The 13,123-nt window shown below is 45.1% G+C and carries 8 protein-coding genes; 1 reads left to right on the top strand and 7 read right to left on the bottom strand.

What is annotated here, in order from left to right:
* Positions 1 to 13: 13 nt before the first annotated feature.
* The 5 genes from carB to D6856_RS07235 all read right to left on the bottom strand — a co-directional run bounded on the left by carB (position 14) and on the right by D6856_RS07235 (position 9,525).
* Entirely contained in the window at positions 14 to 3,280 is a 3,267-nt protein-coding gene (gene carB, locus D6856_RS07255; protein WP_120686349.1) for a carbamoyl-phosphate synthase large subunit, read from the bottom strand.
* Positions 3,280 to 4,500, bottom strand: coding sequence for a carbamoyl phosphate synthase small subunit (locus D6856_RS07250; RefSeq protein ID WP_120686348.1), 1,221 nt, complete (start codon positions 4,498 to 4,500; stop codon positions 3,280 to 3,282). The genes carB and D6856_RS07250 overlap by 1 nt, the downstream gene beginning before the upstream one ends.
* A 30-nt stretch (positions 4,501 to 4,530) precedes the next feature.
* A complete protein-coding gene (locus D6856_RS07245; RefSeq protein WP_120686347.1) occupies positions 4,531 to 8,337 on the bottom strand; it encodes a phosphoribosylformylglycinamidine synthase in 3,807 nt (1,268 codons plus the stop codon).
* 69 nt (positions 8,338 to 8,406) lie between these two features.
* The gene (locus D6856_RS07240) at positions 8,407 to 9,012 is read right to left on the bottom strand and encodes a TetR/AcrR family transcriptional regulator (RefSeq protein ID WP_120686346.1); all 606 of its coding nucleotides are present in this window, start codon (positions 9,010 to 9,012) and stop codon (positions 8,407 to 8,409) included.
* 30 nt (positions 9,013 to 9,042) lie between these two features.
* Entirely contained in the window at positions 9,043 to 9,525 is a 483-nt protein-coding gene (locus tag D6856_RS07235; protein WP_120686345.1) for a hypothetical protein, read from the bottom strand.
* A 203-nt stretch (positions 9,526 to 9,728) separates the two neighbouring features.
* Between D6856_RS07235 and D6856_RS07230 the strand changes: the two genes are divergently transcribed.
* Positions 9,729 to 10,613, top strand: coding sequence for a LysR family transcriptional regulator (locus tag D6856_RS07230; protein ID WP_092248523.1), 885 nt, complete (start codon positions 9,729 to 9,731; stop codon positions 10,611 to 10,613).
* Positions 10,614 to 10,636: 23 nt separating this feature from the next.
* Here the strand turns inward: D6856_RS07230 and D6856_RS07225 are convergent, their stop codons facing one another.
* Together D6856_RS07225 and D6856_RS07220 are read right to left on the bottom strand one after the other, a co-directional pair.
* Positions 10,637 to 12,226, bottom strand: coding sequence for a GH25 family lysozyme (locus D6856_RS07225; protein WP_120686344.1), 1,590 nt, complete (start codon positions 12,224 to 12,226; stop codon positions 10,637 to 10,639).
* Positions 12,226 to 13,119 (bottom strand): HAD family hydrolase, encoded by an 894-nt coding sequence (locus tag D6856_RS07220; RefSeq protein ID WP_092248526.1) that lies wholly within the window; start codon positions 13,117 to 13,119, stop codon positions 12,226 to 12,228. Before D6856_RS07220 ends, D6856_RS07225 begins: the two co-directional genes overlap by 1 nt.
* Between the last annotated feature and the right edge of the window lie 4 nt (positions 13,120 to 13,123).

Genomic DNA, 13,123 nt, shown 5'->3' with positions numbered 1-13,123 from the left:
GTCGTCTGTTACATTAAAGCTTTGCGATATCCACAAGCTCAAGTCCTTCTTCAGAGTTGGTTGTCTCAAGACTTGTTACAAGAGCCTTGGCTGTATCGAGAGCAGTGATAACGTTAACACCTGTCTCGATCGCTGTTCTTCTGATAAGGAATCCGTCACGTGTCTTATCTCTTCCCTGTGTAGGTGTATCGATTACAAGGTCGATCTTGTGACCGAGGATAAGGTCGATGACCGTAGGTGATTCCTGAGAAAGCTTGTTGATCTTTCTTGCTTTTACACCGTTGTCATTAAGAGTAGCGGCTGTAGATCTTGTCGCGTAAATGATATATCCGAGCTTCTCATAACGTCTTGCAATGTCGATTATCTCGCCCTTATCGGAATCCTTAACGGTGATGATCATCTGCTTATATTTCGGAAGCTTAACTCCCGCTCCGAGGAACGCCTTGTAAAGTGCTTCATTAAAGTTCTTGCTGATACCAAGGCACTCACCTGTTGACTTCATCTCAGGTCCGAGGCTGATCTCGGCTCCTCTGATCTTCTCAAATGAGAATACAGGCATCTTGATCGCTACATAGCCGGCTTCAGGCTGAAGTCCGGGTGTGTAGCCAAGGTCCTTAAGCTTCTTACCGAGCATAACTTCTGCTGCAAGATCAACGATCGGAATACCTGTAACCTTACTGATGTAAGGAACGGTACGTGATGATCTGGGGTTAGCCTCGATAATATATACTTCATCGCCCACAGCTATGAACTGTACGTTTATAAGTCCGATTACGTGAAGAGCCTTTGCAAGTCTTCTTGTATATTCGGCGATTGTCTGCTTAACCTTATCCGAAAGAGACTGTGCGGGATATACGGAGATTGAGTCACCTGAGTGAATACCGGATCTCTCGATATGCTCCATGATACCGGGGATAACGATGTCTTCACCGTCGCAAACGGCATCAACCTCTGTCTCAACACCCTGAAGGTACTTATCTACAAGGATAGGATGATCCTGAGCATATCTGTTGATGATGTTCATGAACTCTTCTATCTCTGCATCGGAAAGAGCTATCTGCATGCCCTGTCCGCCAAGTACGTAGGAAGGTCTTACAAGTACGGGATAACCAAGACGGTTGGCAACTTCTTTGGCTTCTTCCGCTGTGTAAACGGTAGCACCCTGAGCACGCTTTATCTGTGTCTCTTCAAGGATCTGATCAAAGATCTCTCTGTCCTCGGCTGCGTCTACATCCTTGGCATCCGTTCCGTAGATCTTAACGCCCATCTTCATAAGGTCCTGAGTGAGCTTGATGGCTGTCTGTCCACCGAACTGAACAACCGCTCCGTCTGGCTTTTCAAGTCTTACAATATTCTCTACATCCTCGGGTGTAAGAGGCTCAAAGTAAAGCTTATCAGCTATATCGAAGTCAGTACTTACAGTCTCGGGGTTGTTGTTTATGATAATTGTCTCAAAACCGGCTTTCTTAAATGCCCATGTTGCGTGAACAGAGCAATAGTCGAACTCGATACCCTGACCGATCCTGATAGGACCTGAGCCAAGTACAAGGATCTTTTTCTTGCCGCTGTCAGCCTTAAGTGCTGCCTCATCTTCAGAATCGGGTCCGTTGTAAACCGAATAGTAGTAAGGTGTCTCAGCCGCAAACTCAGCTGCGCAGGTATCAACGATCTTGAATGTAGCCTTGATATTGTATTCATATCTAAGCTCTTTTAACACGTCCTCAGAGAAACGTGTGAGTCTGCTGATAACCGAATCGGGATACTCAAGACGCTTAGCTTCAAGAAGTGTCTCAAAGCTGATGATCTTCTTAGCTTCCGCAAGGTCTGCGTCCTTACCCTGTGTATTCTTCTCACCGATCCTAAGAAGCTTAAGCTCCATCTTAACGAGTGCGTGAAGCTTATCAATGAACCAGATGTCGATGAGTGTGATGTCATGGATCTGCTCGTGTGAGAAGCCTCTTCTGAGAGCCTCGGCGATAACCCAGATTCTCTGATCGTCTACAACTTTAAGACGCTCTGTAAGCTCGTCGTCGTCAAGCTCTGAGAAGTCATAGCTTGTAAGGCAGTCAACGTGCTGCTCAAGTGAGCGGATAGCCTTCATCATGGCACCTTCAAAGTTGGTGCAGATACTCATTACCTCACCTGTTGCTTTCATCTGTGTTGTAAGAGTTCTCTTTGCAGTGATGAATTTATCAAAAGGAAGTCTCGGGAACTTAACTACGCAGTAGTCAAGTGTAGGCTCGAAACTTGCATATGTCTTACCTGTGATGGCGTTCTTGATCTCGTCAAGTGTGTAGCCGAGCGCGATCTTGGCTGCGACCTTGGCGATCGGGTATCCCGTAGCCTTGGAAGCAAGCGCGGATGAACGGCTTACACGAGGGTTAACCTCGATTACGCAGTACTCAAAGCTTGTGGGGTGAAGAGCAAACTGTACGTTACATCCACCTGTGATCTGAAGCTCGTCGATGATGTTGAGAGCCGCGCTTCTGAGCATTTGGTATTCCTTGTCGGAAAGTGTCTGAGAAGGAGCCACAACGATGGAGTCACCTGTATGTACACCGACGGGGTCGATGTTCTCCATGTTACATACCGTGATGCAGTTTCCTGCAGAGTCACGCATTACCTCGTACTCGATCTCTTTCCATCCTGCGATGCATCTTTCTACAAGAACTTCGTTTGCACGTGAAAGTCTGAGTCCGTTCTCAAGTATCTCCTCACACTCAACCTGATTGTGCGCGATACCGCCGCCTGAACCACCGAGTGTGAACGCGGGACGAAGAACAACGGGGTAGCCAATCTTGTTGGCAAACTCAACACCGTCCTGAACGTTGTGAACAACGAGTGAAGCAGCGCAAGGCTCACCGATTCTTTCCATGGTGTCCTTGAATTCCTGCCTGTCCTCAGCCTTTCTGATTGTCTCTGCAGTTGTTCCGAGGAGCTTTACGTTATGTGACTTAAGAAAGCCTGACTCATCAAGCTCCATACCAAGGTTAAGTCCCGCCTGTCCTCCAAGTGTGGGAAGGATTGAATCGGGCTTTTCCTTTTCGATTATCTGCTCAAGGACTTTGACTGTGAGGGGCTCGATATAAACCTCGTCGGCAATGTCCTTATCTGTCATGATGGTAGCGGGGTTAGAGTTTACAAGGATAACCTCTACACCCTCTTCTTTAAGTGAACGGCAAGCCTGAGTTCCGGCATAGTCAAACTCTGCTGCCTGTCCGATCACGATAGGTCCTGAACCGATAACCAGTACCTTTTTAACATCTTTATTCTTCGGCATCAGTTCTTACCTCCTACTTTTCCTTTTTTCATCATATCTATAAATCTGTCAAACAGATAGCTTGAATCCTGCGGTCCGGGACATGCTTCAGGATGGAACTGCACTGTGAAGATGTTCTTACCAACATAGGCAAGTCCCTCATTGGTTCCGTCGTTAACGTTTATAAACGCAGGCTCAGCTATGTTCTTATCAAGCTTATCCATGTCTACTACATAGCCGTGGTTCTGAGATGAGATGTATACGCGGCCGTTCGTAAGGTCTTTTACCGGGTGGTTACCGCCTCTGTGTCCGTACTTCATCTTAAATGTATCCGCACCCGTTGCAAGCGCCATAAGCTGGTGTCCAAGGCAGATCGCAAAAATAGGTGTATCTGAATCATAGAGTTTTTTAATCTCTTTAATTACATCCACGTTCTCCTTCGGGTCACCGGGGCCGTTTGAAAGCATGATTCCGTCGGGAGCGTCCTTAAGGATCTCCTCAGCGGTTGTATTTGAAGGATATATTGTAACATCACAGCCTCTTGCAGCAAGTGAAGCCGCAATGTTCTTCTTGGCTCCCACATCGAGGAGCGCAACCTTAAGACCTTTGCCGTTAAGCTCTTTTACAATCGCAGGTCTCTTTTCTCTCTTGGAGTGATCGCCCGCAAGGTCAGCCTTGAAGTTATCTGCATTAAATACGGCACTTCCTGAAAGAGGTCCGTTCTCAGAAAGATCGGATACGCCCTTTAGAACTATCTTTTCCTTGCAGGATACTTTGCTTACAACGTCGCCTGTTGTGTATGCGTGGAGCTTGTCCTTGATGCTGTCGAATGTAAGGTTTTCATTGGTTGTGATGATACCGTTCATGGTGCCCTTTTCTCTGAGAATCCTTACAAGTTTTCTTGTGTCTATTCCTTCAATTCCGGGAATCTCATATTTTTCCAAGAATTCCTGGATTGACATGTCGCAGCGGAAGTTTGAAGGGATGCGTGAAAGCTCTCTAACAATTACAGCGTCAACCCAAGGTCTTTCCGACTCCATATCGTCAAGGCAAACGCCGTAGTTTCCTATAAGGGGATAAGTCATGCAAACTGCCTGTCCTGCGTAGGAAGGATCTGTAAATACTTCCGTATATCCCGCCATCGATGTATTAAAAACTATTTCACTTATAACATCCTTGTCGGCTCCGAAGTGCTTGCCTTCAAAGATGCTTCCGTCTTCCAAGATCAAAAAAGCTTTCATTTATTTCCTCCAGATATAACTCAATATTTCTTACTTAAAGTACTTAACACCACTCTCGAATATCTTGATGTCCTGCTCACCGAAGATATTAACGGCTACGCCGTCGCCTCTTCTCTCTGAGTGAGCCATCTTTCCAAGGCATCTTCCGTCGGGTGAAAGGATACCCTCAACAGCTCTGTAGGAACCGTTGATGTTCCACTCATCATCCATTGTTACGTTGCCGTCGAGATCGCAGTACTGTGTTGCGATCTGTCCGTTCTTAAAGAGTGTATCAAGTACATCATCGGGAGCAACAAATCTTCCCTCACCGTGTGATGCGGGGTTAGTGTATACTCCGCCGAGCTTAGCTTCCGAAAGCCAAGGTGAGTTGTTTGAAACAACCTTGATGTAAGCCATCTTGGAAATGTGTCTTCCTATTGTATTGAATGTAAGTGTAGGAGAGTTCTCATTCTGTCCTGTGATCTTGCCGTTAGGTACAAGGCCGAGCTTGATCATAGCCTGGAATCCGTTACAGATTCCGAGCGCAAGTCCGTCTCTGTTATTGAGAAGGTCTTCTACAGCTTCTTTTATCTCTGCGTTCTGGAAGGCTGTCGCGAAGAACTTAGCACTTCCGTCAGGCTCATCACCTGCTGAGAATCCGCCGGGGAACATGATGATCTGTGCGTTTGCGATAGCTTTTTTGAACTCAGCTACAGACTCAACAATATCCTCTGCGTTTCTGTTCTTGAATATCTTGATGTTTGTATCAGCGCCTGCTCTCTCAAATGCCTGCGCGCTGTCATACTCACAGTTACTTCCGGGGAATACCGGGATGAATACTGTGGGCTTTGCAACCTTATTCTTGCATACGTAGATGCTGTCAGCCTTGAAGAGAGGTGACTCTACGGAAGTCTTTTCTGTTCCTACCGTTGAAGGGAATACCTTCTCGAGCTTGTTCTTCCAAGCGCTGAGTGCCTCGTTAAGGTCAAGTGTCATGCCGCATGCTGTGATCTTGGCATCAGCCGTAACTTCACCGATCTCTCTTGCTCCTGCGATCTTAAGTACATCTGCAAGCTTATCTGCGGGAACTTCAGCAACGATGTCTGCGATGTCGTTCGCAAAGAGCTCTTTTGCCTCGATAGCATCTGCGATCTTAACTCCGAGTCCGTTACCGAATGCCATCTTGCTGACAGCAGCAGCGATTCCGTAGCTGTCCTCAGCGTAAGCCGAAACAATGGCTTTCTTCTTCATAAGGTCTGTGATATCGGAGTAGATAGCCATAACCTTGTCGTAATCGGGAAGATCGAATTTATCTTTAGGGAGCCTTACCTGTACAAGCTTGTTTCCTGCTTTCTTAAGCTCGGGTGTGATGACATCCGAAAGCTTAGCAACGTCTACCGCAAAAGATACGAGTGTGGGCGGAACGTTGATCTCGTTAAATGAGCCTGACATTGAATCCTTACCGCCGATTGAAGCGATTCCGAAGCGAAGCTGTGCTTCGAATGCTCCGAGGAGTGCTGTGAAAGGCTCGCTCCAACGCTTTGCATCCTCAGTCATTCTCTTGAAGTACTCCTGGAATGTGAAGTGGAGGTTCTTGTAATCACCGCCTGATGCAACGATCCTTGATACAGACTCTGTTACTGCGTAAGCAGCTCCGTGATAAGGGCTCCAGCTTGAAAGATAAGGATCGAAGCCGTAGCTCATCATTGTTACTGTATCTGTCTTTCCTGAAAGAACAGGAAGCTTAGCGATCATTGTCTGTGTCTCTGTGAGCTGGTACTTACCGCCGTAAGGCATGAGTACTGAGCCTGCGCCGATAGAAGAATCGAACATCTCAACGAGACCCTTCTGTGAGCAGACGTTGAGGTCGCTCATCTGTGCAAGCCATGCAGCCTTTACATCATTATTGGAAAGAGCTTCAGAAACCTTGTCGGATGCAACCTTATTAAAGTAGTTATCTTCCTGAGCAGGAACCTCTACCTTAACCTTTGTCTCCTGATGCGCTCCGTTTGTATCAAGGAATGCTCTCTTTATGTCTACTATCTTTTTACCTCTCCAGTTGAGGACAAGTCTGGGCTCTTCTGTAACAACCGCAACCTTAACAGCCTCGAGGTTCTCTTCTGCAGCATATCCAAGGAACTTATCTACATCCTTGGGCGCAACAACTACCGCCATTCTCTCCTGTGACTCTGAGATGGCAAGCTCTGTTCCGTCAAGACCTGCATACTTCTTGGGTACAAGGTCAAGGTTGATATCAAGTCCGGGTGCAAGCTCACCGATGGCAACCGAAACACCGCCGGCACCGAAGTCGTTACACTTCTTGATAAGCTCGCTGACTTCAGGTCTTCTGAAGAGTCTCTGAAGCTTACGCTCTGTAGGTGCATTACCCTTCTGAACCTCAGCTCCGCAAGTTGTGAGGGACTTGCTGTCGTGAGCCTTGGATGAACCTGTTGCTCCGCCGCAGCCGTCTCTACCTGTACGTCCGCCGAGGAGAATGATGATATCTCCGGGATCTGCGGACTCTCTGATAACGTGCTCCTGAGGAGCAGCTCCCATTACCGCACCGATCTCCATACGCTTTGCAACGTATCCGGGATGATAAACCTCTTTTACATAGCCTGTTGCAAGTCCGATCTGGTTACCGTATGAAGAATAACCTGATGCAGCACCGCGAACGAGCTTCTTCTGTGAAAGCTTACCTTTCATTGTCTCTGCTACGGGAACAGTGGGATCAGCCGCACCTGTTACACGCATAGCCTGGTATACATAGCCTCTTCCTGAAAGGGGATCTCTGATAGCTCCTCCAAGGCAGGTAGCAGCGCCACCGAAAGGCTCGATCTCTGTGGGATGGTTGTGTGTCTCGTTCTTGAAGAACACAAGCCAGTTCTCTGTCTTAACACCCTCGCCGTAGTCAACCTCGATAGGCACAACTACTGTGCAGGCGTTGTTCTCCTCAGACTCTTCCATGTCTGTGAGCTTTCCGTCCTTCTTGAGCTTCTTCATACCCATGAGGGCGATATCCATAAGAGAAATGAACTTCTCTTTTTTCTTTTCATCTGTCTTGTAAAGATCTTCTCTTGCTGAGAGATATTCGTTATAAGCATTAACGATGGGCTCTTTGTAGAAGCCGTCTGCGAACTCGATGTCTGTGAGCTCTGTGCCGAATGTTGTGTGACGGCAGTGGTCTGACCAGTATGTATCAAGAACTCTGATCTCTGTCATTGAAGGATCGCGGTTCTCATCATCATGGAAATATGTCTGGATCCACTTGAAATCGTTGAAGGTCATGGCAAGTCCGAGTGACTCATAAAGCGCCTTGAGATCGTTCTCAGACATATCCTTGAAGCCGTCAAATACTGCAACATCATCGGGCTCGTCGTAGTTGGTAACAAGAGTTGCGGGCTTTTCGGGCGCAGCAATTCTTGAATCAACAGGGTTCATTGTATATTCCTGAATCTTGGCAAGTTCTTCATCAGATACATTTCCGATAAGCATGTATGTAACGGCTGTCTTGATGACAGGCTCTTCGTCGCCCTTGATGAAGCGAACGCACTGCTCTGCGGAATCGGCTCTCTGATCGAACTGTCCGGGAAGCGCCTCTATGCTGAATACTTTTGCATTCTGAGGAATCTCAATATTTTCTCTGTAAAGAATGTCTACAGGGGGCTCTGAAAAGACTGTGTTGCAAGCCTTTTCAAATACATCATCCGATACGTTCTCAACATCATATCTGATGAAGATACGTACTTCCTCCACACTCTTAATGCCAAGGTAGCCCTTGATCTCTGCCTTGAGTTCCTTAGCCTTTCCGGCATAGGGGGCTTTCTTTTCAACATAGATTCGTTTTACCGTGCTCATAATATCTCCTCACATAAATTGGTTTGTATATTCTAAATAAAGAGTGCCGATGTTCCAAAGCACTCTTTATTAATTACTAATATTATTTAATTCATCGGGCACTAATCCCTCTAATACATACATAAGTTCCTTATCGATAGTATCTTCATCTATGCCGACTGTCTTGGAAGTGATCTTGAGACCTTCCACAACGTACATAAGATTACGAGCACATCCAAGAGGGTTCTCGCAATAGAATTCACCACTTTCAACGCCGTTTTCAATAAGCTTTTCAACTATTTTAACAGCGGTATCAAACTGTTTTTTTAGGGGATTATCCTTAGCCGATACTTTATTAACGGAAAAGTATTCATAAGTAGCGACAATAAGATTATTCTTTTTCCTGAGGATCTCTTTCTTTTGTTCTTTTAGAAAAAGAGCTAACATATCACCTGCAGATGCATTGCCGGAAAGAGCTGCCGTTACGGCTTCTTCATCGTCTTCTGCAATATCGTCTGCAAGAACTGCAAGGAATAATTCATCTGTACCGGAAAAATAGAGATAAAGACCCCCACGGCTGATGTCGCAGGCATCTACAATATCCTTCATTGTGACATTCTTGAAGCCCTTTTCGGCGAAGACTTCTCTTGCCTTGCCAAGAATGTACTTCCTTTTGATGGTGGATTTCTCTCCCATTCGTCCGCTATCCTCTGCTACTTGTGAATGTTACTGTCTTGAAAGGTTATCCTGTCCCCAGAACTTGATCAGGTCGTCCATTTTCTTAACTACCTGATACAGGACTCCTGTTGCCACGCCCTCTGACCAAACAGAACCCTTGACCATTCCTCTTAATATGTAACTTGAAAGGATCCCTGCAAGAGCATCCATGTCCGTGATACCGGCTTCCTGTATGAAAAGAAGCTCGTCCTTGTAATTTCTAAGGTGATTCTCGCTGTAAACATAGACGTAGTTGCGATCCAGAAGATTGGTGGTCTGAGCTGCCTTGACAAAGGCCAAAAGATTGGAATCGTATACCGGGAACGGTATAGATTTGAGTTCGCTGTTTGAATAGGTCTGAGCGACCTCAACCTTGACGTTCTCTTTAAGCCATTTAAGGTAAGGTGTGATCTTCTCAAGCTCGGGACGATATCTTAAAATGATATCCTCAACACTGTTCTCATTGACATTGTTGTCATTTTCCATGCTCATGAAATTCCGCTCCTGTTCTGGCTTTCGGCCGTTTCTTACTGAATTTGTGGCACTCAAAAAAACTCCTGTCAGAGTTCTCAAACATTATAGCAAGCAGATTTGCTTAGTGCAATATCCATTTTGATTAATAATGATATACGTGTCAAAATAGATTTATGCAATACGTACATCACAAATAAAATAATCCTTCTTTGGAGGAATCTATGACCAACAACCTCGAATATTATAAAACCTTTTATTATGTAGGAAAGCTTTCAAGCATAACTCTCGCGGCAAAAGAGCTGTCTATTTCACAGCCCGCCGTGACGCAGTCTATTCATCAGCTTGAAAAATCCCTCGGCTGCACTCTTTTTCAGAGAACTTCCAGAGGAATGAAGCTTACAAGTGAAGGAAATCTTCTATATAGATATATCGAAAGAGGTTATGAGCAGATTGAGCTCGGAGAGCAGCGCCTTTCGCAGCTCCTTCATCTGGATGCCGGAGAAGTCAGGATCGGTGCAAGCGATATGACTCTCAGATTCTTTTTGCTGCCCTATCTTGAAAAATTCCACGAGCTCTATCCCGGTATCAAGGTTACCGTAACCAACGGTCCCACACCCGAAACGCTTTCTTCTCTCGAAGATGACAAGATTGATTTCGGCGTTATTTCCACGCCCTTTAAAGAAAAAGACGGCTACAGTTTCTTCCCCGTTTCCGAGATAGAAGATACCTTTGTAGCCGGCCGTAAGTTTATTCAGTATAAAAATAAGATGCTGGACTTTTCCGATCTTTCAAACGTTCCGTTAATAATGCTTGAAGGAAAGACAAGTACCAGAGATTATATAAGTTCTCTTTTGACCGAGAACGGCGCCGAGCTTCACCCGGAGTTCGAGCTCGCAACAAGCGACATGATCGTGCAGTTCGCGCTTCGAAACCTGGGAGTCGGCTGCGTTGTCAAGGACTTTGCAAAAGAGTATCTCGACAGCGGAGTTTTGTTCGAGCTTCGTTTTAATAAGATGATCCCCAAAAGGAAGATCTGCGTTATCACAAACGAAACAAGACCGCTGTCAATTGCCGCAAGAAAACTCGTCGAGCTTATAAAAGCCTGAGGCGTCGTACTGCACAAGTACTTTTAGCGCTCACGTATAAGGCTGTTGCACATGCTGATGAATTCCTGAAGATCAGAATACATGTGATCAATGGTCTCAGGTTTACCGTTTCCAAGATCTTCATTATCTATTATAAGATCATCATAATACTCTTTATTATTCTTTCCGTCGGAATTGTAGTAGTCCTTTAATGTATAGTAGACGCTATACATAGAAGGAATATTGTTGTCAAAATTGTTGGATACGTCAGTTCCGAAACGGAACTCATAGCTTCTTCCTATGCTCTCGCCCTTTTCCTTTATATCTCCCGGAAATCCGACTTTGCCAATAGTCTTTTGTACCCAATGTCCGAGCGCTCTTGCCTCATCACTAATTGAATCGGGATTCCTTACAGGTCTTGATGCGCGGAATTTCTCAAGTATATCATCGGCAACCAAATCCTTTAAAGGGTCCTCTCCCTCCGATTCCATGTCTTTTAAATAATCATCCGCGGTCTCTATATTGGTCACCTTAAACCTTGGATAACTTCCATCTTTAGAATAAACACCCGTTACTTTGAACTCTTCATAGGGATTGGCTTTAATAAACTTACGCTGCTTACCTGTTGTTTCTACAGAAATAGAGCCTTCATATTCAATGCCGTCATCTACTTCATCAACCTCAAAGGAAACATAAGTGGATTCCTCCAACAGCTCGTTATACCATCCATAAAAAGAATATTCTTTGCCTTCTTCAACCTCTTTAATGGTATCTGATGTCTCCTCCGAAGCAAGCTCTGTGGCCTCCGATGCAGACTCTTCCACCTCCGAAGCCGCCTCCGCAGCCTCCGAAGTGCTATGCTCAGAAGTAGTTTCTTCGTTATCGGAATCACTCTCTTTTAAGCACATTGATAATAGCTCTTCCTTGGTTCCTTTAAAGGTATTCATGTCGATGAACTTTTCTTTTCCTTTATAGCCACTTAGAACATGGCGATTGGAGTATTGCCAGAATGTCCAATCAATGTCTTTGGGAACAGATGTATAAACACTTCTGTACCACAAAGGGCAATCGGTGAATTCATCTTTGACAATTGTATTATAGGTATCGCTGCTTACGTAGATCACAGGCTTGGTGCCGTATTTTTCCGCAAGGCAATCTATCATCGAGCGCAGCTCTTTTTTTATCTTAGAAACATCAATATCACTTTCCGTTTTGAAGTTTCCGTAGTATTCAACATCAATTACGATTGGGAGCATGTTATCTCTTTTATCAACGGTTCCGATCACGTTTTTCGCCTGATCTTCTCCTGCCGATTCAAAGCTAAAGAAGTGATATGCTCCGATGCATAGTTCTGTTTCTTTTGAATTATTCCAGTTATCCGCAAAGTAAGGATCGACATGCGAGGAGCCTTCCGTCGCCTTGATATAAGCAAAATCTATTTTCTGCTTACTTAATTCGTTCCAGTCTATTTCTCCTTGATATGAGGAAACATCAACTCCTCTTACAGGAAACTCTCCCTTGCTCGGATTGTTAATATGGATCACTCCAAAATAAAGCATAAGCGCTGCTGCAATAACAACTGCAGCCAGCGCTGTAATGACAAATACAACACTCTTTCCCATTTCTTTTTTCATTAATACTTCACCCCAAGTTTCTCAAGTTCTTCTTTTACCTGCTTATAATCCTTAAACACGATGCCTTTCCAACCATAGTTCTTGGCAGCCTCCACGTTGACCGGAGTGTCATCGATAAATACTGTCTTTGAAGGTGTAAGGTTATAGCGCTCAACGAGAAGGTCATAAATCTCACGGTCGGGCTTTATCATGTGCTCGGTGTAGCTAAGAATGCCTCCGTCGGTAAATTCTCTGAATGCCATAGCTTCTTTTGTTCCTTCAAGAACCTGTCCCGAATAATTGGAAAGATACAAAACCTTATAGCCGGCTGTCTTGAGCGCCGTTATCCAAGGAATCGTTGCGTCTCTTTTTATACAGATATTGTTAAAATCCGAGAATGTCTTTTCAATCTGCTCTTTTATCTCGGGATCGTTCTTAACAAAATTTCCGATTATCTCTTCAATAGAAAGGACTCCGCGGTCGATCTCTTTCCAGTCATCGCTTAAAACAGATGCCTTTCCGATACGCTCCGCGATCTCGCCGGTAAAGCCCTTATCCTCAATAAACTTCTCCCAAGCGAAATCAACAAGGACATTTCCTATATCAAAGACAACCGTATCTATCTCGCCATCCGGAATAACGTTTCCGTATTTGTCATGTCTTTTGTTTGCTGAAAAAAGATCCAGTGATGCCATCGTATGCCTTCCGATGATCGCACCTGTTGCCCACATAAGTACCCATATGGCTATCGGAACCGCAACTGTTGCGGCTGCGCAATATACAAATGTGTTGAAGGTATCAGGCGAACCGATTGCCGCCTGGATTAAAAGATTTATGTACATACCGATAAGGATCAAGATACCGATAATAGCGAGAACTCGCTTGTACATAGGTGTTTTGCTGTTCTGTTCCACTTAG

Origin of the sequence: Butyrivibrio sp. XB500-5 (genome assembly GCF_003625505.1) — a bacterium.
Lineage (GTDB): Bacteria > Bacillota > Clostridia > Lachnospirales > Lachnospiraceae > Butyrivibrio.
This window is presented reverse-complemented; position numbering and strand designations above follow the sequence as displayed.